The organism is Streptococcus oralis, from assembly GCF_023611505.1.
In the GTDB taxonomy this organism is placed as follows: domain Bacteria; phylum Bacillota; class Bacilli; order Lactobacillales; family Streptococcaceae; genus Streptococcus; species Streptococcus oralis_CT.
The window spans coordinates 1,803,061-1,825,283 of the sequence record NZ_CP097843.1 but is presented as its reverse complement, the minus strand read 5'-3'; the positions used below and the strand labels follow the sequence as shown (position 1 = coordinate 1,825,283).

20 protein-coding genes and 1 riboswitch are annotated in these 22,223 nt (G+C 40.0%); of the genes, 11 read left to right on the top strand and 9 right to left on the bottom strand.

Annotation, left to right across the window (positions count from 1 at the left end):
* Positions 1-2 precede the first annotated feature (2 nt).
* The 7 genes from M9H69_RS09215 (at position 3) to nrdI (ending at position 7,186) form a co-directional block, all read left to right on the top strand.
* Positions 3-1,640 (top strand): helical hairpin domain-containing protein, encoded by a 1,638-nt coding sequence (locus M9H69_RS09215; RefSeq protein WP_250315256.1) that lies wholly within the window; start codon positions 3-5, stop codon positions 1,638-1,640.
* Between the two features lie 440 nt (positions 1,641-2,080).
* Positions 2,081-2,665 carry a recombinase family protein gene (locus tag M9H69_RS09210; RefSeq protein WP_250315255.1) on the top strand — a complete coding sequence of 195 codons (585 nt, stop codon included), beginning with the start codon at positions 2,081-2,083 and terminating at the stop codon, positions 2,663-2,665.
* A gap of 122 nt (positions 2,666-2,787) precedes the next feature.
* Positions 2,788-3,585, top strand: coding sequence for a ParA family protein (locus tag M9H69_RS09205; RefSeq protein ID WP_250315254.1), 798 nt, complete (start codon positions 2,788-2,790; stop codon positions 3,583-3,585).
* 90 nt (positions 3,586-3,675) lie between these two features.
* Complete coding sequence (locus M9H69_RS09200; RefSeq protein ID WP_000863487.1) at positions 3,676-3,918, top strand: hypothetical protein; 243 nt, start codon at positions 3,676-3,678, stop codon at positions 3,916-3,918.
* Between the two features lie 69 nt (positions 3,919-3,987).
* Complete coding sequence (locus M9H69_RS09195) at positions 3,988-4,827, top strand: Fic family protein (RefSeq protein WP_001183258.1); 840 nt, start codon at positions 3,988-3,990, stop codon at positions 4,825-4,827.
* Between the two features lie 146 nt (positions 4,828-4,973).
* A complete protein-coding gene (locus tag M9H69_RS09190; protein ID WP_250315253.1) occupies positions 4,974-6,326 on the top strand; it encodes an ISLre2 family transposase in 1,353 nt (450 codons plus the stop codon).
* Positions 6,327-6,715: 389 nt separating this feature from the next.
* Positions 6,716-7,186, top strand: a complete 471-nt coding sequence (nrdI, locus tag M9H69_RS09185) for a class Ib ribonucleoside-diphosphate reductase assembly flavoprotein NrdI (protein WP_000724242.1) — start codon at positions 6,716-6,718, stop codon at positions 7,184-7,186.
* 80 nt (positions 7,187-7,266) lie between these two features.
* Here the strand turns inward: nrdI and M9H69_RS09180 are convergent, their stop codons facing one another.
* From M9H69_RS09180 to argS, 3 genes are all read right to left on the bottom strand, one after another.
* The gene (locus M9H69_RS09180) at positions 7,267-8,529 is read right to left on the bottom strand and encodes an NRAMP family divalent metal transporter (protein WP_250315456.1); all 1,263 of its coding nucleotides are present in this window, start codon (positions 8,527-8,529) and stop codon (positions 7,267-7,269) included.
* 214 nt (positions 8,530-8,743) lie between these two features.
* Positions 8,744-8,989, bottom strand: coding sequence for a hypothetical protein (locus M9H69_RS09175; RefSeq protein WP_000084849.1), 246 nt, complete (start codon positions 8,987-8,989; stop codon positions 8,744-8,746).
* 327 nt (positions 8,990-9,316) lie between these two features.
* Entirely contained in the window at positions 9,317-11,008 is a 1,692-nt protein-coding gene (argS, locus tag M9H69_RS09170; protein WP_250315455.1) for an arginine--tRNA ligase, read from the bottom strand.
* A 154-nt stretch (positions 11,009-11,162) separates the two neighbouring features.
* On the opposite strand from argS, the gene argR reads away from it, so the two are divergent.
* On the top strand, positions 11,163-11,609 hold the full coding sequence (gene argR / locus M9H69_RS09165) for an arginine repressor (protein ID WP_001231483.1): 447 nt from the start codon (positions 11,163-11,165) through the stop codon (positions 11,607-11,609).
* A gap of 50 nt (positions 11,610-11,659) precedes the next feature.
* Positions 11,660-14,194, top strand: a complete 2,535-nt coding sequence (gene mutS, locus M9H69_RS09160) for a DNA mismatch repair protein MutS (RefSeq protein ID WP_250315454.1) — start codon at positions 11,660-11,662, stop codon at positions 14,192-14,194.
* Between the two features lie 40 nt (positions 14,195-14,234).
* On the opposite strand, the gene M9H69_RS09155 is transcribed toward mutS, so the two are convergent.
* Entirely contained in the window at positions 14,235-14,693 is a 459-nt protein-coding gene (locus tag M9H69_RS09155) for a DUF3021 domain-containing protein (RefSeq protein WP_250315453.1), read from the bottom strand.
* A complete protein-coding gene (locus M9H69_RS09150; RefSeq protein ID WP_250315452.1) occupies positions 14,690-15,130 on the bottom strand; it encodes a LytTR family DNA-binding domain-containing protein in 441 nt (146 codons plus the stop codon). The genes M9H69_RS09155 and M9H69_RS09150 overlap by 4 nt, the downstream gene beginning before the upstream one ends.
* A 208-nt stretch (positions 15,131-15,338) precedes the next feature.
* On the opposite strand from M9H69_RS09150, the gene mutL reads away from it, so the two are divergent.
* Positions 15,339-17,288, top strand: a complete 1,950-nt coding sequence (gene mutL / locus M9H69_RS09145; RefSeq protein ID WP_250315451.1) for a DNA mismatch repair endonuclease MutL — start codon at positions 15,339-15,341, stop codon at positions 17,286-17,288.
* A 523-nt stretch (positions 17,289-17,811) separates the two neighbouring features.
* On the opposite strand, the gene ribH is transcribed toward mutL, so the two are convergent.
* The 4 genes from ribH to ribD are packed head-to-tail and all read right to left on the bottom strand — an operon-like array spanning position 17,812 to position 21,225.
* Positions 17,812-18,279 carry a 6,7-dimethyl-8-ribityllumazine synthase gene (gene ribH / locus M9H69_RS09140; protein ID WP_000860624.1) on the bottom strand — a complete coding sequence of 156 codons (468 nt, stop codon included), beginning with the start codon at positions 18,277-18,279 and terminating at the stop codon, positions 17,812-17,814.
* Positions 18,280-19,485 carry a bifunctional 3,4-dihydroxy-2-butanone-4-phosphate synthase/GTP cyclohydrolase II gene (locus M9H69_RS09135; protein WP_025169579.1) on the bottom strand — a complete coding sequence of 402 codons (1,206 nt, stop codon included), beginning with the start codon at positions 19,483-19,485 and terminating at the stop codon, positions 18,280-18,282.
* A 19-nt stretch (positions 19,486-19,504) separates the two neighbouring features.
* Positions 19,505-20,140, bottom strand: a complete 636-nt coding sequence (gene ribE, locus M9H69_RS09130; RefSeq protein WP_061588592.1) for a riboflavin synthase — start codon at positions 20,138-20,140, stop codon at positions 19,505-19,507.
* Positions 20,125-21,225 carry a bifunctional diaminohydroxyphosphoribosylaminopyrimidine deaminase/5-amino-6-(5-phosphoribosylamino)uracil reductase RibD gene (ribD, locus tag M9H69_RS09125; protein WP_045617813.1) on the bottom strand — a complete coding sequence of 367 codons (1,101 nt, stop codon included), beginning with the start codon at positions 21,223-21,225 and terminating at the stop codon, positions 20,125-20,127. Before ribD ends, ribE begins: the two co-directional genes overlap by 16 nt.
* A gap of 133 nt (positions 21,226-21,358) precedes the next feature.
* Positions 21,359-21,473: riboswitch (FMN riboswitch) on the bottom strand.
* Positions 21,474-21,629: 156 nt separating this feature from the next.
* On the opposite strand from ribD, the gene ruvA reads away from it, so the two are divergent.
* The gene (gene ruvA, locus M9H69_RS09120) at positions 21,630-22,223 is read left to right on the top strand and encodes a Holliday junction branch migration protein RuvA (protein WP_250315450.1); all 594 of its coding nucleotides are present in this window, start codon (positions 21,630-21,632) and stop codon (positions 22,221-22,223) included.

Sequence of the window (22,223 nt, the reverse complement as noted above, 5' to 3'; positions counted from 1 at the left end):
ACTTGGTTGTTACAAAAGTTAAGCAGATAAAATCGGTCAACAAGTTAGCTGATGGTATCAAGTATATTGAAGATGGTGCTAAGACTATTGGAACAGAATTGATTGATTCTGATTTGAACTTTCCTGTAAAGATTGTAGATGGTCAGATAGTCTCTCAGCTAGTTTCGGGAAATTTGGTGATTGATGTTGAGTCTGCTTATTCAGAATTTATGATGTTGAAGCAACTTGCCAATTTGGAAAAAGGAAGACCAATCAATAATGAAGAGTTGGTCAAAAATGATGTTTTGGCACACCATATCATTCAGTCCTTTTCCCCTGAAGACAATTTGACACCTGAGCAAGTACATGAGATAGGACGGAAGACAGCTCTTGAATTGACAGGTGGCAGTCATCAATTTGTCATTGCAACTCACATGGATAAGGGACATCTACACAATCACATTTATATCAATTCCACTAACTCGGTCACACTCAATAAATTCAGATGGCAAAAAGGAACAAAGAAAGCCCTTGAACAAATTTCTGACAAGTATGCAGACCTGGAAGGTGCAAAAATTCTTGTTCGTCAAAATCAATTCGGACACAAAGAATATTCAGCTTACCAAAAAGAAAATGTTTTTAAGTTAGAAATTAAATCACGGCTTGAGTTTCTCCTGAAGCATTCAACCAACCTTTCAGATTTTCAAGAAAAGGCAAAGGCGTTAAATCTTGCTGTTGACTTTTCGGGGAAATATGCCAAGTATAAATTGCTTGACAAAGACCAAAAAAGAAATACCCGTGACAGCACTTTATCAAAAAAGGGGAGGTATTCCTTAGAGCAAATTAAGGAGCGCCTGGCTAAAAATGAAATCGTCTATCCGTTAGAAAGTATCAAGAGTGAGTATGACACCTTACAAGCTGAAAAGGCAGAAGATTTTGAAATACGGGTAAAAATTGAACCGTGGCAGGTCGAGCATGAAACGGACACAGGTATCTATCTTCAAATGCAATACGGTATTGCCAACCAAGGTACGGTCAAAATTCCTAGTCGTCTTGTTGATAAACAAGAGGACGGCAGTTTTGATATTTTTATCAAGAAGTCAGATTTTTTCTATTTCATCAATCCTGACAATTCAGCAAGCAATAAATTCATGAAAGGGTCAACGCTTATCAATCAACTTGCCTACGAAAGCGGAGAATATATCTTAACCAAGAACCCTAACATTTCTAAGTTGGATTTGTTGGTCAAAGAATATAATTACCTGGTTAGTCACGGGGTATCCGATTCAGACCAATTCCATGAGTTACATGACCGCTTCCTGGGACAGATTGAAGAAACACAAGAGTCACTTGATAGATTGGATGAGAAAATCGAGCGACTAAATAAAATTGCTTCAGCGCTTGAAGATATTCACGCAGAGAATCCGATTGATGCCAAAGTAGCTTATCAAATTTTGGAAGAATTGAATATTTCACCTTCAGTCAATCCAAAAGAAATTGAAAAGCAGGTGGTCGAGGTCTCCATCGAGCGAAAAGCCCTGAAGGAAAAATTTGACAGTATCGTCAAAGACTTTACTCAGTATGAAAAATTAGAACGTAACGCTGAAGTAAGACGTCAAGATGTTAAAAGTCATTATGAAACAAGTATGGATGAAATTTAATTTTGAGACTAATTTTTATTGAAATTTGAAACTAAAAATAGTATAATGATTCTGCTAATATAGACCTTAGCGGATGATTACTCTTGTGCTAAAGTGTGTATTAGTATGTAGTGTTTTAGGGATAAACTTGGACATATCGCTTCTTTGTGATTTAATTCAAACCTATATTGCTATTTCTAGCTTGAAAAGAGGTGTATCTATGAAGTTGTCTATTTCAAACTTGGTGGTTAATGGTGCTGTTGGAGTGACCATTGAATTGTTTATCCTAATTACAGAAAGTACCAAATAGCGCCTAGAGGGTTCGAATCCCTCACACTCCATAAAAACCACTTTACTACAAGCGGTCAATAGGCTATAGCCTATTGACCGCTTGCCGTTTTCTTGATTTTAAAGGGATGAGGAGGCGGACAATAGGGTTAGGCAAAATAGAAAGGGGAAATATGACAAAAATTGGGTATGCAAGGGTCAGCACGACTGACCAAAACTTGGATAGGCAACTGGATCAACTGAAGCACGTTGACAGGCTCTTTCAGGAAGTGGTCAGCGGTGTCAGCAAAGACCGCCCACAGTTGAAAGCCATGCTTGACTATATCCGTGAAGGGGATATAGTCGTTGTGACAGAGCTAGAACGACTTGGAAGAAATAACCAGGAGCTAACTGAAGTCATGAATCAGATACAAACTAAAGGGGCTACCTTGGAAGTGTTAAACCTTCCAACCCTTCGAGGGATTGAAGATGATAACTTGAGACGGCTTCTAAACAACTTAATTTTAGAGCTATACAAGTACCAGGCACAAGCTGAAAGGGAACGAATCAAGGAACGTCAAGCCCAAGGGATAGCTATTGCAAAAACTCAGGGCAAATACCAGGGCAGAAAGGCACTCTTTACTGAAGACGATAGCAGACTAAAACACGCCTTCGAGCTTTACCTTTCAGGAATGTCTGATAAAGACGTGGCAGGCTTAACAGGCATAAACGAGCGAACGTTTAGGCGCTACCGTGAAAAATATCAGATAAAAAGATAGTGATTTATATCATGATTTTAATAGTGATATAAATATTTATTAAAATCATGATTTCTATATTGATTTTTATCATGATTTATATTATAATAGAAGTATAGAAAAAGGGAGGAGAAAAGAAATAAATGAAATTACTCAGCTTTGTTGCCATCAAGGGTGGAGTCGGAAAAACAACTTTAGCCCTTCTAACAGGTCAGTATTTAGCTAGTCAAGGTCATAGAGTTTTATTTATTGATCTAGACCATCAAAGCAACCTAACACACTTTTATGACGTTTACGAGGATTCAGGAACAGTTGCTAATGTCTTTACTGGTTCAGGAGACGTGACCATTTTATCGGTTGCGCCTAACATTGATTTAATTGCAGGTTCTATGAGACTAGATGAAGCTGAAAGAAGACTTGAAACCAATCCTAATCAGAATATGTTTCTGTATGACTGGCTAGGTGAAAATCTTGAAGCAAAGAACCTAGCACAATACGACTATGTGATTTTAGATTGCAGACCTGACTTCGGGATTGCTACAAGAAATGCTATCGCTGTTAGTCATGCTCTTTTCAGTCCCATTACGCCAAGCGATTTTGCTTTTGAAGCGAAACAAAATCTTGAAGTCCGTCTTGACGAGTACAGAAAAACAGAAATTGTCCGTCCAAGCCGTGAGTCTCTAATTACTGCTAAACTCTACTTTTTGCCTAACATGATAAAGCATAATACGGCAAAATCGAAAGAGTTGTTATCTGTCCTTGAAAATGATGACAATGTTGTTGGTCAAATTCCTCAAAAGGAATTGTTTAACCGTGCATCAAAAGACAATACTGTTATTGACATCATGGCTGACCAAACATCACGAAACGAACACGAGGCTTTCTTTTCAGCTTTGGAAGAAACACTGATCCAAATTCAGACCGTGTCGGATAACTCCTAATATCAATCAATATAAAAATCATGATTTTAATAAATATTTATATCACTATTAAAATCATGATATAAATAGCTATTTAAAAAGAGGTATGCAATGGCTTTTGAAATCAAAAAGGACAAAATTAGTAAAGCGTTAGGCGAGACAATACCGTCAGTCCCTAAGGCAAAATCACAAGGGCGAAGAGCAGGTCGCCCATCAGGGAAGACCAAACATCCTTATCAGTTCACCTTGAAGCCCCAAAATCGAGAAAAGCTAGATAGGATTGCGGAGCAAGCAGGATATAGCGGAGCATCAACTTTCCTTGATAATTGGATTGAGAGTTATGAAGAAGAATAATCGTCAATATTTTTATCACAATTAAAATCATGATAAAAATCACTATAATATTATTTACGCAGGTGACCTATGCAACCAACCTATGAAATTGATAACCCCAACCTTTCCTATCAGACTAAACTTGACTTATGGCAGACTGGCTTTGGTCTTCAGCAAGTGGACGGTCTTGAGCCATCACGCTATATGGTTGAATTGGCTAAAGAGCAGATTGAAGGTAAGATTGAGTATCAACAAATTTATGACCAAATTACCAAATACCATGAAGAGACCGATGATAGCACGAAAGAAGCTGATATTGTCTCTTTAAGGATTGTAGAGCTGTTATCAAGCAACGCCTTCAAGTTTGCCCCAACCACTCTAAAATCAATCCATAAAGAGCTATTCTTTGGCGTTCTAAGCCAAGGTATTCCTTTAGGAGAATATCGCCATTATAACATCACTAAAAAAGAGCCGATTTTAGAGGGAGATAGCGTTATCTATGATCATTATCAAACTATCTCGGCTAGCTTAACCTATGATTTTGACCAGGAGTCACAATTTGACTATCGAGGGAAGACACCTGAAGAAATGGTCAAGCACTTGAAAAAGTTTGTATCGGGAATTTGGCAAATCCATCCGTTTGGAGAGGGCAACACCCGAACTGTTACGGTCTTCATGATTAAGTACCTACGTTCACTAGGCTTTGAAGTTGATAATAGCCCGTTCAAAGAGAATGCACGTTACTTCAGGGATGCCCTGGTTTTGGACAATGCAAAATTGCTGAAGAAAAATCCTGAATACCTGGATAGATTTTTTGAAAATCTATTGTTAGGTGGTCAACATGAGCTATCTCTAAAGAAAATGTATCAAGAGGTTTTACCAACTGCATCCGCTCCAAAGAACCAAAAAGACCAAGGTTTATCACTTTAGATATTGATTTTTATCACTATTAAAATCATGATATAAGCCAATGTTAAAATCACTATAAAAATATAGCCTCTTCCGTTTGGAGAGGTCTTTTTTCTTTTCTTGTTTTTGGGGTATAATAGGCGGTAGCGAAGATTGAGGTGACAAAAATGGATATAACCGTGTTAGACGAAAGAGAATTTTCAAGGCAGTTGAACCAAAATAATCAACGGGCTTTTCTGAAGATGATTGAAAACTATGAAAAATTCATTGCCCCTAGTATGCGAGCGCAGGGGTACAAAAGAATCAATCAAAAAGAGCGGACAGTTATTTTTTCTTTTGGAGAAATGACCTTTTCACGTAGCAGATGGAAGAAAGATGACACCATCCGAATCCCTGTTGATGAAAAGCTAGGACTAGAACCAAGATCGAGGTTTTCTCAGGAGCTACTTTACCAGGTGACCAAGCTTGCTAATTTTATGCCCTATCGTAAAGTTGTATCGGTGATGGAAATGTTAAAGGAAATCTATATCACCAAGAATACAGTTCAGCACGCTTTAGACGTGGCAGGTGAACTCCTAGCTGAAAAAGAGGAGTACGACTCCTTATCAGCTTCAGACTGGTCTGAAGATAACCAGGACAAAGTGAGAGCAAAGAAAGTCTATATTGAAGGTGATGGGGTTTGGGTCAAACAGGCAATGCCTGACAGGAAAAAGAAGTCTATTGAGTTAAGTCATTTTGTTGTCCATACTGGAAGCAAGAAGGGGAAGAGGAATATCTTAAAAGACAAGATAGAAGTTATCTCTACACGCTATCATAAAGCCAAAGATAGACTAATGGATTTGTTGACTAGGCATTTTGAAATTACTCCCGAAACGGTCATTGTGACTAATTCTGATGGTGGTAAAGGCTATTCTCCTACGGACTTTAAGGACTTAGTTAGTGCTTTTAAGCCTAAAGAGCATTTGCACTTTTGGGATGCTTTTCACGTGAATCAAGCCCTGAAAAAGAATTTACGTACTTTTCCTTTAGTGCTGACCAAACAAGCCTTTGAAGCGGTCAAGAGCCGAGATAAGGGGTTACTAAAAACGGTACTTGATACGGCTGAATCTTTGATTAAATCAGACAAAAAATTAGAGTCTTTTCAACGCTTCAGAAGACAACTTCTGAAAAACTTTAAATATACTGATCATCCTGAGAGCTTTGGACTCAGTAGCAAGGGTATTGGTATCATGGAATCTCAGCATCGAAAAGTGACGTATCGAATGAAAAATAGAGGTATGTATTGGAGTGAGAAAGGCGCTGATACTATGAGCCAAACCATTCTTTTAAACCATACAGGAGAATTGAGAGACCTCTTTTTCGGAGATTGGAGGAAATCCTACCAAACAATAAAAGACCAGGAAAAAGATTATCCTGGTCACTTTCAACATACTCAAAAATCAGATTATACACTACCACAGGTCAATCTCTCAAACCGAAAACCGAAGTATTGGGGAGCTCTTACCGATGAAAGGGATTGAAAAACAGATGAAACCATGATTTGTCAAGCCTTTTAGAAAAAAAGTTTGGGAAAATGCTTGCATTCCCCTCCCAAAGTGGTATAATGGAATTATAAAAAACACGAACAAAAGGCGCTGAGTGCTACTAACACTCAAACGCCCACCGATTAAACAACCAACACTTGTTCAATCAGTTTAAAGCTATTGTATCATCAAAAGAACAATAAATCAAGACTGGGACAGGAAAAAGTTGAAAGTTTCGGTCTTTTATTTACGTTCTATTGGTGATTTTTCATTTTCTCCCAAAAACAGACACACTCAGAGGCTGCTTAAGTATTGACAAAAAAGAACTATCAAGTTACAATTTTGGTAGTTCTTTTTATATCGTAAACATAAAAATCGAGGTCAACATGAAAAAAATATCCTTAGTGTATATCAGTCTGAGTGGGAATACAGAAAGTTTTGTAACCCGACTCAAGGATTATCTCTTGTCCCAGTACGAAGGGATTGAGGTCCAAAAAATCCATATCAAGGACCTAGTCAAGGAAGGTCAAGAATTCTTTGAAATGGAACATCCCTATATCGCTTTTTTGCCGACCTATCTAGAAGGTGGGAACGGCGTCGATAACGGCGATGTTGAGATTCTAACGACTCCAGTGGGCGACTTTATCGCCTATGGGGACAATGCTAGTAAGTGTTTTGGGGTAGTCGGTTCTGGTAATCGTAATTTTAACAATCAATACTGTCTGACAGCCAAGCAGTATAGTCAGCGCTTTGGTTTCCCAGTTTTGGCTGACTTTGAAATGCGTGGTATGCTGGGAGATATTAAAAAGGTCGCAGCAATCATTGCAGATTTGTATGAGTTAGAAACAGAAAAATAAAGTAGTACTGAGGGGCAGTTGAGATTTTCAACTGCTTTTTGTGTATACAAAAAGCACCCCGTAAGGGTGCCATTTATAAACTATCCTGCTTTTCCGATAGCAAGTGCATAGATAAAGAAGATAGCGAAGCCAAAGAGGAAAATCAATCCTGCGATAGCGAGGAGTTTCAACCAAGAAGGAAGATTTTTATTTTCACCTGTGACCAATACATAGTTCAAAAGAGCGAAGAATGGTGTTGTCAGGAAAGAACCAATCATGGCGAAGCGAAGCATGGTTGATACTTGACCAGCAAAGAACTTGATGATGATGATACCGATAACAGCTGTGAGGGTCATCCAGATGTTCAAAGATTTGCTATCATCCTCTTTTTGACTTAACAAGAGTCGTAGGGAAACCTGATTAACGCGGGAATAGCCATCGATAACAGTAATGACTGTTCCAAAGATACAGAGAAAGGCGATGAAGGTGATCAAGTAACGGGACCATTCTCCAAGAACAGAGGCATACATACCCACGAATTGAGAGATGTATTTGGCTGAAGCGGCCTCAACTGCTTGTCCTGTAGGATACTGAATGAGTGCTCCGAGTGCTACAAAGAATACAGCCAGGATAGCAGTTCCAATGTAACCAACGTTAAAGTCGAAAAGGGCGTCCTCTGTATTAAAGTTGACAGTCTTTTTCTTTTCAGCAGACCAGAGTGAGTTGATGGCTGAAATTTCAATAGGGGCAGGCATCCATCCTAGGAGGGAAACAATAAAAGGGAGGGCCGCCATTTGCCAAGGTGTCTTTTCGACAAAATCAGAGCTGTATTCTGGATGCTTAATTGCTGCAATGATAACTGCAAGAACAGTTGCAATAGTCAAAGCAGACATGATCCATTTTGCCATACCATCCAACAGTTTGTAGCCACCAAATAGTAGCATGGCCCAAATGACTGCAACAAGGATCAGGGACCACTGAGTGATGCTAAGGCCAATCATTGGGAAGGCGCTAGCGATGATGGCTGAGCAAAGGATAGCGACTCCAGCTGTATTAACCATGGCAGAGAAGACGTTGAGGACAAAGAAAATCCAGAGATAGAGTTTTCCTTTTTCGGCATAACCTTCCACCAAGGTTTTGCCAGTGTCGGCAGTATATTCGGCACCAAAACGGAAAAATGGATATTTAAAAACATTGGCCAAGATAACCAAGAGGAGTAGTGACCAACCATAGGAACCACCAGCTTGAGTAGAAGATACAATGTGAGAACCTCCAACGGCAGCAGAAGCCATTAGGATTCCTGGCCCCATTGCCTTTAGTTTGCTTGCCCAGGTTGACTGGTTTGATAACGTAACTTGTGACATAATAAACACTCCTATTTTTGAATTTTCAGAATAATCTGAATAGATAGCTACTATTCTACAAAAAACTTAAAGGAAATGCAGGAATATTTTGAAAAAAGTTAGAAAATCCTGAAAAAATTCACAAAAATCATATGAAAATAACTGTGGCTGTTTCAAGGGGATGACGTTGACTAGGGCGAATAAAAATCCGAGAAGAAAGCTTCTCGGATTTTGATTATTTCAATTGATCTGTGACGTCTTTTGAGAGCAACATTCCCAGATGGTAAGTTTTATTGATATGTGCAATGACATCATTGATGTTGTCAGTCGTGTGAATTTTCTCTTTGATGTCAGCCTTAAATATTTCATCCTTCAAGAGTTGCTCTTGGTAGAGCTTTTGCAGTCTTTCTTTCTCGTACTTATTGAGCAGAAAAAGGAAAACCAAGCTAATTATAACGAGGATATAAGCATATTGGCTCATAGGAAATCTCCATGTATGATAAAGAAATAGTAGTGAATAGATCGAATTAGTGAAGCGCCTAACCAAATCTATGATAGGCTTTGACATTCGTTGCTTAGATTGACTTGCATTCAAGTGACTTGAAGATTACGACCAGCCCTTAAACTAATTAATAGATTTGATTGACCAATTTAGTGAGGTGTTTAGGCAAGTGTCTCTGGTTACGACGTAAAGAAACATAAATCGAGAATATTTATGTTTCTTTACTAGTGAAGCGCCAAGCCAAATCCCTGATAGGATTTGGTGTTAGTTACTTAGATTGCTTTGCAATCAAGTAACTTTGGCGATTTACATCTTCTCCGGTGCCTCTACTCCGAGCAAACGAAGAGCTTCTTTGAGGACGACTGCGGTTGCGTAGCTGAGAGCTAGACGACTGTCGCGCTCAGAACTTTCATCTAGGATACGTGTATGTGCATAATATTTGTTAAATGCTTGAGCCAAACTAATCGCAAATTTCGCAATGATAGAAGGTTCAAAGTTATCTGCTGCACGATTGATAATACGTGGGAAGTCTTGGAGTAGTTTAATGATTTCCCAGCTTTCAGCATCATTCAGGCTGTAGTTGCCAGCTGTATTTGGTTTAAAATCGGCTTTGCGCAAGATAGATTGGATACGAGCGTAGGCGTATTGAACGTAAGGCCCAGTTTCTCCTTCAAAGGATACCATAGCTTCAAGGTCGAAGTCATATCCATTTGTACGGTCGGTTTTAAGATCATAGAACTTGATAGCCCCAACTCCAACAGCGTGGGCAACCTGGTCTTTATTTTCTAACTCAGGATTTTTCGCTTCGATTTGGGCCTTGGCACGACTAACAGCCTCTGCAATAGTAGGCTCTAGCAAGATGACATTTCCTTTACGAGTAGAGAGTTTTTTCCCTTCTTTTGTTACCAATCCAAATGGAACATGGACAATGTCTTGACTCCAATCGTAGCCCATCTCTTGTAGTACTGCCTTGAGTTGTTTGAAGTGGGCAGATTGCTCTTGACCAACAACATAGATGGATTTTGCAAATTGGTATTCGTTTTTACGGTAAAGGGCTGCAGCTAAGTCACGTGTGATATAGAGAGTTGCACCATCAGATTTTTTGATAAGGGCTGGATGTTCAATTCCATATTTCTCAAGATTGACAACTTGGGCTCCCTCTGACTCAACAAGAAGTCCTTTTTCAGCGAGAATGTCTACAACAGCATCCATCTTATCATTGTAAAAGGCTTCCCCGTTGTAGCTGTCAAATTCGACTTGCAATTCATTGTAAAGGCGGTTGAATTCCACTAAACTTTCATCACGGAACCATTGCCAGAGAGCGAGGGCTTCCTCATCTCCATTCTCCAGTTTGCGGAACCATTCGCGTGCTTCTTCATCCAAGCTAGGGTCTTTTTCAGCTTCAGCATTGATGCGAACGTAGAGTTTAAGAAGTTCATCGATTGGATGCGCTTTAACGGCTTCCTCATTTCCCCATTTCTTGTAGGCAACAATCAACATTCCAAACTGTTTTCCCCAGTCTCCTAGGTGGTTGACCTTGACCGTTTGATAGCCGATTTTTTGGAAAATATGTGATAAGCTATCTCCGATAACCGTTGAGCGCAGGTGACCAATAGAAAATGGTTTAGCGATGTTGGGACTAGACATATCGATAACGACATTTTCTTGCTTGCCAATGGTTTGGTCAGCATAGTGCTCTTTTTCAGTGATAACATCCTGTAATACTTGAGCCGAAATAGCACTTTTATCAAGGAAAAAGTTGACGTAAGGTCCTGTAGCAACAACCTTTTCAAAGGCTTGACTATTGATTTTTTCAGCAATATCTGCTGCAATCATTTGCGGAGCTTTACGCTCGACCTTTGCTAGAGAAAAGGCAGGGAAGGCGATGTCTCCCATTTCTGAGTTTTTAGGTGTTTCCAGTAAATTTAAAATAGCCTCTTGGTCCAGGCTATCAATGACGCTAGCCAACTCGCTAGCAATCAATTCTTTTGTATTCATAAGGGCTCCTTTTGGGCTTTTTTACTATTTTAACACAATTTACTACATTTTTTGAGAAAGAAAAGAATTTTTTTGAATTATCTAGTTTTTTTGGTATAATGTAGTTATAAAATAAATGTAAAACTTGTTATAAATATTCACTTAAGAGGATAATATGAGAAAAAGAGAACGGCATCAATTGATTAAAAAGATGATCACCGAAGAAAAACTTGGGACACAAAAAGAGATTCAAGATCGTTTAGAAGCTCGTAATGTTTATGTGACACAAACGACTTTGTCACGTGATTTGCGTGAAATCGGCTTGACCAAGGTTAAGAAAAATGATATGGTGTATTATGTACTAGCAAATGAGACAGATAAGATTGATTTAGTTGAGTTTTTGTCTCATCATTTAGAAGGAGTTGCAAGAGCAGAGTTCACCTTGGTACTTCATACCAAACTTGGAGAAGCTGCAGTCTTAGCAAACATTGTAGATGCAAACAAGGATGAATGGATTTTAGGAACGGTTGCTGGTGCTAATACCTTATTGGTTATTTGTCGAGACCAGCACGTTGCCAAGCTGATGGAAGATCGTTTGCTAGATTTGATGAAAGATAAATAAGGTCTTGGGAGTTGCTCTCAAGACTTATTTTTAGCAAGGAGAGACGGAAAATGGCAACAGAAAAGCTATCACCCGGCATGCAACAGTATGTGGATATTAAAAAACAATACCCAGATGCTTTTTTGCTTTTTCGGATGGGTGATTTTTACGAGTTGTTCTATGAAGATGCAATCAATGCAGCACAGATTTTAGAAATTTCCTTAACGAGTAGGAATAAAAATGCAGAAAATCCGATACCCATGGCAGGTGTCCCCTATCATTCTGCCCAGCAGTATATCGACGTATTGATCGAGCAGGGCTATAAGGTGGCCATAGCCGAGCAGATGGAAGATCCCAAACAAGCAGTCGGTGTTGTCAAGCGAGAGGTGGTCCAGGTCATCACGCCTGGAACGGTCGTCGATAGCAGTAAGCCCGATAGTCAGAATAATTTCTTGGTTTCCTTAGATCGTGATGGCAATCAATTTGGTCTGGCTTATATGGATCTGGTGACGGGTGACTTTTATGTGACTGGTTTATTGGATTTTACGCTAGTTTGTGGGGAAATCCGTAACCTCAAAGCCCGAGAAGTGGTACTGGGTTATGACTTGTCAGACGAAGAAGAGCAAATCCTCAGTCGACAGATGAATTTGGTTCTTTCTTATGAAAAAGAATCCTTTGAGGATGTCCATCTACTGGATTCGCGCTTGGCAGCTGTGGAGCAAGCGGCAGCTAGTAAGCTGCTCCAGTATGTCCACCGTACCCAGATGCGGGAATTGAATCATCTTAAACCAGTTATTCGCTATGAAATCAAAGATTTCTTACAGATGGACTATGCGACCAAGGCTAGTCTGGATTTGGTTGAGAATGCCCGTTCAGGCAAGAAGCAAGGCAGTCTTTTCTGGCTTTTGGATGAAACCAAAACGGCTATGGGTATGCGGCTCTTACGTTCTTGGATTCATCGTCCCTTGATTGATAAGGAGCGAATCGTCCAGCGTCAAGAGGTGGTGCAGGTCTTTCTTGACCACTTCTTTGAGCGTAGTGATTTAACGGACAGTCTCAAGGGAGTTTATGATATTGAACGCTTGGCTAGTCGGGTTTCTTTTGGCAAAACCAATCCCAAGGATCTCTTGCAGTTAGCGACTACCTTATCTAGTGTGCCACGGATTCGAGCGATTTTAGAGGGAATGGAGCAACCTGCTCTGGCCTATCTCATCGCACAGTTGGATGCCATTCCAGAGTTGGAGAGCTTGATTAGCGCAGCGATTGCTCCTGAGGCCCCTCATGTGATTACAGAAGGTGGCATTATCCGAACTGGATTTGATGAGACCTTGGATAAATACCGCCGAGTACTCAGAGAAGGGACTGGCTGGATTGCTGAGATTGAGGCTAAGGAGAGAGAAAACTCTGGTATCAGCACGCTTAAGATTGACTACAATAAAAAGGATGGCTACTATTTCCATGTGACCAATTCGCAACTGGGAAATGTGCCAGCCCACTTTTTCCGCAAGGCGACCCTGAAAAACTCGGAACGCTTTGGAACCGAGGAATTAGCTCGTATTGAGGGAGATATGTTGGAGGCGCGTGAGAAGTCAGCCAACCTAGAGTACGAAATCTTTATGCGTATCCGTGAGGAAGTCAGCAAGTACATCCAGCGTTTACAGGCTTTAGCCCAAGGAATTGCGACGGTCGATGTCTTGCAGAGTTTAGCAGTTGTGGCTGAAACCCAGCATTTGATCCGACCTGAGTTTGGAGAGGACTCACAAATCAATATCCAGAAAGGACGTCATGCTGTCGTTGAAAAGGTTATGGGGGCTCAGACTTATATTCCAAATACCATTCAGATGTCAGAAGATACGAGTATTCAGCTAATCACAGGGCCAAACATGAGTGGGAAGTCTACCTACATGCGTCAGCTAGCCATAACAGCGGTTATGGCCCAGCTAGGCTCGTATGTGCCGGCTGAGAGCGCCCATTTGCCTATTTTCGATGCTATCTTTACTCGCATTGGAGCAGCAGATGACTTGGTTTCAGGTCAATCAACCTTCATGGTAGAGATGATGGAGGCCAACAATGCCATTTCGCATGCGACCAAGGATTCCTTGATTCTCTTTGATGAGTTAGGACGGGGAACTGCGACTTATGACGGGATGGCTCTTGCCCAATCCATCATCGAATACATTCATGAACATATCGGAGCCAAAACCCTCTTTGCGACCCACTACCATGAGTTGACCAGTCTGGAGTCTAGCTTGGAACACTTGGTCAATGTTCATGTGGCAACCTTGGAGCAGGATGGGCAGGTCACCTTCCTTCACAAGATCGAACCAGGGCCAGCTGACAAATCCTACGGTATCCATGTTGCTAAGATTGCTGGCTTGCCAGTAGAACTTTTAGCAAGAGCAGATAAGATTTTGACTCAACTGGAGAGTCAAGGGACGGAAAGTCCTGCTCCGATGAGAGAAACAAGTGCTGTCACAGAGCAGATGTCACTCTTTGATGCGCCTGAAGATCATCCTATTCTAGAAGAATTAGCTAAACTGGATGTGTACAATATGACACCTATGCAGGCTATGAATGTCTTAGTTGAGTTCAAACAAAAATTATAAAAAGAATCCCACTCGCGCCTTTGTGAATGGGATTTCTCTATTACTTTTTATGAGCCAAGAGTTGATTGATGTGGTCTACTTTTTTAGCTTCTCTTTTATAGAGAATAGCCCAGATGATGAGGTAGACAATCGTAAACTCTGGAATGAGCTGGAGATAGAAGGTCCAGTGGAAGGGGAACCAACCAGCCAGAGTTGCCAGTGGGACAAAGCCAGCCAGCATGAGGAAGAAATGGGAAAGTGTGGCACGGAGCAGGCTCCAGTCACGGTTGAATAAGCGGCTGCCAAAGCTAAAGAGAACGCCGATAGCTGACCAGATAATCGTGCAGTAGAGCAAGACCAGGGCACCATGAACCTGATGTTGAACCATCACTTGGCCGATAAGAGACTCGGGACTCAGTGGGGCATAGGTATTTGGTGCATACATGAGTGAAAAGAGGATAGAGAGGATGAGGCCGATAAGAACACCAGCAGCAGCATCGTGAAAGATTTGTTTTTTCATAGTTCTAATTTCTCCTTGATGGTTTTTAGGTAACGCCGTGAAGAGTAGGTGAATCTTTCATTTTTTAGAAAGATTTCTACCAGACCGTTGGGGGTGAGCTTGAGATGAGAGATGGAGTTGATATTGACGATTTCAGATTGGGAAATTTGGATAAAAGTGGTCGGTAGAATTTCAAGAACTTGATAGAGTCGCAAATCAATGCTGTAGGTCTGACTCGACGTTTCTGCTAGAACCTTTCGATTCTCGATATAGAAGCGCTGAATCTTGCCAATTTCAACTAGATAGACCTGACCATCAATCTTTCCTTTGATTGTTTCTTTTTGGTCAAGATTTTCTGCGAACTCGATGACTTTCTGGACTTTTTCGGTCGGCTGAGGTGCTTGGATAATTAGCTTTTCCTCCTCGTAAGTCTCCTTAATCTGTAGTTCTACTTTCATAAATTTCCCTCCTTTTCAGTTATACAAGATTGTGATCACTTCCTGTACACCTTTATTAAACACTATTTTACGACCCATGGCAAGAGCTTTTGTCTATGTGGAGAGATTTGGAGTCTATGTGGTATTTGCTTTTTCTGATAGTATCTGAAATATGGTATAATAGCACTAATCAATTTCTAGGAAAATAGATACAGAAAGGGGCTGAAAGATGTCTCATATTATTGAATTGCCAGAGGTGCTGGCAAACCAGATCGCGGCAGGAGAAGTCATTGAACGTCCTGCCAGTGTGGTCAAAGAGTTGGTAGAAAATGCTATCGACGCGGGTTCTAGCCAGATTATCATTGAGATTGAGGAAGCTGGTCTTAAGAAAATCCAAATAACAGATAATGGTCATGGAATTGCCCACGATGAGGTGGAATTGGCCTTGCGTCGCCATGCGACCAGTAAGATAAAAAATCAAGCAGATCTCTTTCGGATTCGGACGCTTGGTTTTCGTGGTGAAGCCCTGCCTTCTATCGCGTCTGTCAGTGTTTTGACTTTGTTGACGGCGGTGGATGGTGCGAGTCATGGGACCAAGCTCGTTGCGCGTGGGGGAGAAGTTGAGGAAGTCATCCCAGCGACTAGTCCTGTGGGGACTAAGGTTTGTGTAGAGGACCTCTTTTTCAACACACCTGCCCGCCTCAAGTATATGAAGAGCCAGCAAGCGGAGCTGTCTCATATCATTGATATTGTCAACCGTCTGGGATTGGCTCATCCTGAGATTTCTTTTAGTTTAATCAGTGATGGCAAGGAAATGACGCGGACAGCAGGGACTGGTCAACTACGCCAAGCCATCGCAGGGATTTACGGTTTGGCGAGTGCCAAGAAGATGATTGAAATTGAGAACTCTGACTTAGATTTCGAAATTACAGGTTTTGTGTCTCTGCCTGAGTTAACTCGAGCTAATCGCAACTATATCAGCCTCTTCATCAATGGCCGTTATATCAAGAACTTTCTACTAAATCGCGCTATTCTTGACGGTTACGGAAGCAAGCTCATGGTAGGGCGTTTTCCACTGGCTGTCATTCACATCCATATCGACCCCTATCTAGCTGATGTCAATGTGCATCCAACCAAGCAAGAAGTGCGGATTTCTAAGGAAAGAGAACTGATGGCACTTGTCTCAGAAGCCATCGCAAAGAGTCTTAAGGAACAAACCTTGATACCTGATGCCTTGGAAAATCTTGCCAAGTCGACCGTGCGCAATCGTCAAAAGGTAGAACAGACCATTCTCCCACTCAAAGAAAATACGCTCTACTATGAAAAAACAGAACTCTCAAGACCTTGTCAAGCTGAGGTGGCTGATCATCAGGTTGAATTAACTGAGGAAGGGCAGGATTTAACCCTGTTTGCTAAGGAAACCTTGGACCAGTTGACTAAGCCAGTAAAACTGCATTTTGCAGAGAGAAAGCCTGCTAACTATGACCAATTAGACCATCCAGAGTTGGACCTTGCTAGTCTCGATAAGGCTTATGATAAGCTGGAGCGAGAAGAATCGTCAAGCTTTCCAGAATTGGAATTTTTCGGGCAAATGCACGGGACCTATCTCTTTGCCCAAGGTCGAGATGGGCTCTACATCATAGACCAGCACGCCGCTCAGGAACGGGTCAAATATGAGGAATATCGAGAAAGTATTGGGAATGTTGACCAGAGCCAGCAACAACTCCTAGTTCCCTATATCTTTGAATTTCCTGCGGATGATGCCCTGCGTCTCAGGGAAAGAATGCCTCTTTTGGAGGAAGTGGGCGTCTTTCTAGCAGAGTACGGAGAAAATCAATTCATCCTGCGTGAACATCCTATTTGGATGGCAGAGGAAGAAATCGAATCTGGTATCTATGAAATGTGTGACATGCTGCTCTTGACCAAGGAAGTTTCGATTAAGAAATACCGAGCAGAGCTAGCCATCATGATGTCCTGCAAGCGGTCAATCAAGGCCAACCATCGTATCGATGACCATTCAGCCAGACAGCTCCTCTATCAGCTCTCTCAATGTGATAACCCCTATAACTGTCCCCATGGACGTCCTGTTTTGGTGCATTTCACCAAGTCAGACATGGAAAAGATGTTCCGACGTATTCAGGAGAATCATACCAGCCTCCGAGAGTTGGGGAAATATTAATACTCTTCGAAAATCTCTTCAAACCACGTCAACGTCGCCTTGCCGTATATATATAGATAACTGACTTCGTCAGTTTTATCTACAACCTCAAAGCAGTGCTTTGAGCTGACTTCGTCAGTTCTATCTGCAACCTCAAAACAGTGTTTTGAGCAACCTGCGGCTAGTTTCCTAGTTTGCTCTTTGATTTTCATTGAGTATAAAAATACAAAAAAATCTGGGGGAAATTTTCAAAATCAGAAAAACGCATAAAATCAGGTATTCAAAAACCTTGATTCTATGCGTTTTATCATAGAAATATTTACTTTTTTCTTCCGAATACTCGTCAAAAATCTCTTTAAACCACGTCAGTTTTATCAGTAATCTCAAAATAGTGTTTTGAGCTAATTTTGTCAGTTTTGTCTGTAACATCGAAGCTGTGTTTTACCAATCTGCGACTGGCTTCCTAGTTTGCTCTATGATTTTTATAGGGTATTAAATTGCGATTTTGCCAAGTTTCTTTATTCACTTAAAAGTAGAGTCTGTTCTAAGCGTCTAACGTACGAATTAGGTTGACCATTTCAATAGCTCCTTGTGCACACTCAGAACCCTTATTTCCTGCTTTAGTACCAGCTCGCTCTATGGCTTGTTCAATTGTATCTGTCGTTAGCACACCAAACATAACTGGGATTTCGCTATTTAAACTGATTTGGGCGATTCCCTTAGATACCTCGCTACATACATAATCATAATGACTTGTACTACCTCTAATGACAGCTCCCAAGCAGATAATTGCATCATATTTGTTACTTTTTGCCATTTTTGATGCAATCAGTGGTATTTCAAAAGCTCCTGGAACCCAGGCTACCTCGATATCTTTCTCGTTTACATTCTCTCTTTTGAGATTATCTAGTGCTCCAGATAATAATTTTGAAGTTATAAATTCATTAAATCTCGCTACAACAATGCCTATTTTAATATTGTTCGCTACTAAATTACCTTCATAAGTCTTCATTTATTTTTCCTCCATATTTAAAATGTGCCCCATTCGATTTTTCTTTGTCTTTAAATAAAAACTGTCGTAAGGATTAGCTTCTATTTCGATTGGTATTCTACTGGAAATGGTAATTCCATATTTTTCTAACTGTTCAACCTTGTCAGGATTATTTGTCAGTAAATGCAGTGACTGTAGTCCCAGGTCTTTAATCATTTGTGCTCCAATGTGATATTCTCTTAAATCACCTTCAAATCCTAACGCAAGATTGGCATCAAGCGTATCCATTCCTTGATCTTGTAAATGATAGGCTTTTAATTTATTGATAAGTCCAATTCCTCGTCCCTCCTGTCGCAAGTAAAGTAAGACACCCGAACCATTCTCAGCAATCATTTTCATAGCTTTATCAAATTGCTGTCCACAATCGCACCGTAAAGAGCCTAAAACATCTCCTGTTAAACATTCAGAGTGGACCCGACATAATACATTGGTTCCATCCTCTATATTTCCCATAATAAGAGCAAGGTGATGTTCCCCATTTAGTTTATCTATATAGCTAATTGCTTTAAAATTACCGTATCTAGTAGGCATATTGACAGTTGAAACTCGTTCTACCAGCTGATCATATACTTTTCTATATTCTTGTAATTCTTTGATGGTAATTAATGGAATGTTGTGTTTCTTAGAGAACTGAATTAAATCATCTGTTCTCATCATTTTGCCATCATGATTCATTATTTCACAACATAGGCCACACTCTTTTAGTCCTGCTAATTTTAATAGATCAACAGTTGCTTCTGTGTGTCCATTTCTTTCTAGAACACCACCGTTTTTCGCAATTAAAGGAAACATGTGTCCTGGCCTGCGAAAATCAGAGGGTCTTATATCTTCGGAGACACACATACGTGCGGTCAATCCTCTTTCCTCGGCAGAAATACCTGTGGTCGTTTCCTTATAATCAATTGAAACTGTAAAAGCAGTCTTATGATTATCTGTATTGTTTTCAACCATAGGTGAAAGCATTAATTGATTAGCTAAACTTTCGCTCATAGGCATACAAATTAATCCTTTGGCATAAGTAGCCATGAAATTAACATTTTCTGTTGTAGCTGCTTGTGCGGAACAAATTAAGTCTCCTTCGTTTTCTCTATCCTTGTCGTCTATAACAAGAACAAGTCGTCCCTTCTGCAATGCTTCTAATGATTCTTGTATTTTTCGATATTCCATTGACTGATCATCCTTTCTGCTAAAATCCATTTTGGTATAATAGTTCCTTAGATATCTCTGACTTCGGAGAGTTATCCATTAGTTTTTGCACATATTTACCTAATATATCATTTTCAAGATTTACTGTACATCCGACTTGTTTACTCTTAAGAATAGTTTGTTCCAAAGTATGAGGGATAACAGATACTGAAAAGTTTAGTTTGGAGACTTTAGCGACAGTCAGACTAATGCCGTCAATTGTAATAGATCCTTTTTCAACTATTAAATCTAAAATTTCTTTTTGTGTGTTGATTTGATACCATACAGCATTATCATCTTTTTTTATTGACGAGATTTTTCCTGTACCATCAATGTGTCCTGTAACGACGTGACCTCCAAGTCGACTGTTGACAGATAAGGCTCTTTCTAGATTTACCTCACTTCCATGTTTTAATAGTGTAAGAGCTGTTCGGCTCCATGTTTCATTCATTACATCAACTGTAAAGGATTGATGATTGAAATGAGTAACTGTAAGACAGATACCATTTACTGCTATACTATCGCCTAAATGGATATCCGTTAATACTTTTGAGGCTTTAATTGATAGTTTGCAATTACGAGAGTCTTTCTGTATTCTTTCAACTTTTCCGATTTCTTCAATTATTCCTGTGAACATGGATAAATCACTTCACTTTCTATGAGATAGTCATCTCCTATTTGAGAAAAAGCATAAGGTTTCAAGCTAATAGCGTCATTTGGCAAAGAAATACCTTCACCTCCGACAGGAAACTTGGCATTGCCTCCAAAAATTTTTGGTGCAATATATATTTTCAGCTCATCAACAATTTGTTGTTCTAAAGCACTCCAATTCATTAGACTGCCCCCTTCCAGAAGTAGGCTATCAATCTGCATGTTTCCTAGATGTTGCATTAAACTTGATAAGTCTATATGATTGCCTTTTTTCTTTATGGAAAGTATTTCACAGCCATGATTTTGATATAGCTTCATTTTATTTTTGTCTTCAGAGGAAGTGGCAATGTAAGTTTTAATATCATTTGCTGTTTTTACGATTTTAGAGGTAAGAGGAGTTCGTAAATGTGTATCGCATATGATACGGATAGGATTTTTCCCTTCCTCCAATCTACATGTCAGCAAAGGATCGTCTTGAATAACAGTATTGACTCCCACCATAATCGCACTAACATGGTGTCGTAACTGATGTACATGCTTTCTTGCCTCTTCTCCAGTAATCCATTTGGATTGATTTGTTTTAGTGGCTATTTTTCCATCCATTGTCATTGCATATTTCATAAAAACATAGGGTACATGCTGGGTAATATACTTTCTAAAACTTTTTATTAAGTTAAGACACTCATTTTCTAAAACTCCAACAGTAACTTGAAGATTATTTTCCTCAAGTATCTTTACTCCTTTTCCAGATACAATAGGGTTACAGTCTAGGCTTCCAATGACTACTCTTGTAATACCACTATCGATTATAGCGTCTATACAAGGAGGTGTTTTCCCGAAGTGACAACAGGGTTCAAGTGTTACATAAAGCGTCGCTCCGACAGGGGATTCTCTACAGTTTTTTAGAGCATTTCTCTCAGCATGTGGGCCACCAAAAAACTCATGATAACCTTGTCCGATAATGTGATTATCTTTTACAATAACTGCGCCAACCATAGGATTGGGATTGACGTAACCAGCTCCTTTTTGTGCCAATTTTATTGCTAATTTCATATATTTTGAGTCGCTCATCTCACTACCTCCAAAAAAAAATACCTTGAATAGGGGACTATTCAAGGCATACAAAAGAAAACTTATGCGATTAACAAAAATGCTCTGAAATGACAAGTAATCATTTCAGAGCACGCAAAAAGCACAAATATACTTTTATCTTCTTTCATCCAGACTATACTGTCGGCTTTGGAATTTCACCAAATCATGCCTTTCGGCTCGTGGGCTATACCACCGGTAGGGAATTGCACCCTGCCCTGAAGATAGTTATTCAATTACAAATGATTATAGTACTTAATTTTCAATATGTCAATAGATAAGCATAAATTATTTTTGATATACTGTATTTGTGATAGTCGATTCTCACTCCTCGGATAAAGAAAATATGATATACTAGATAAACGAAATAAGAGAAAAGGAAAACTATGTACGAATATTTAAAAGGAATCATTACCAAAATTACTGCTAAATACATTGTTCTTGAAACCAACGGTATCGGTTATATCCTGCATGTAGCTAATCCCTATGCTTACTCAGGTCAGGTCAATCAAGAAACTCAAATTTATGTGCACCAAGTTGTTCGAGAGGATGCTCATCTGCTCTATGGTTTCCGCTCAGAAGATGAGAAGAAACTCTTTCTTAGTCTGATCTCGGTCTCAGGGATTGGTCCGGTGTCAGCTCTTGCTATTATCGCTGTCGATGACAATGCTGGCTTGGTTCAAGCGATTGAGAGCAAGAACATCACCTACTTGACTAAGTTCCCTAAAATTGGCAAGAAAACAGCCCAGCAGATGGTGCTGGACTTGGAAGGCAAGGTAGTTGTGGCTAGTGATGACCTTCCTGCTAAGGTGGCAGTGCAAGCAAGTGCTGAAAACCAAGAACTGGAAGAAGCTATGGAAGCTATGTTGGCGCTGGGCTACAAGGCAACCGAGCTCAAGAAAATCAAGAAATTCTTTGAAGGAACGACAGATACAGCTGAGAACTATATCAAGTCGGCCCTTAAAATGTTGGTCAAATAG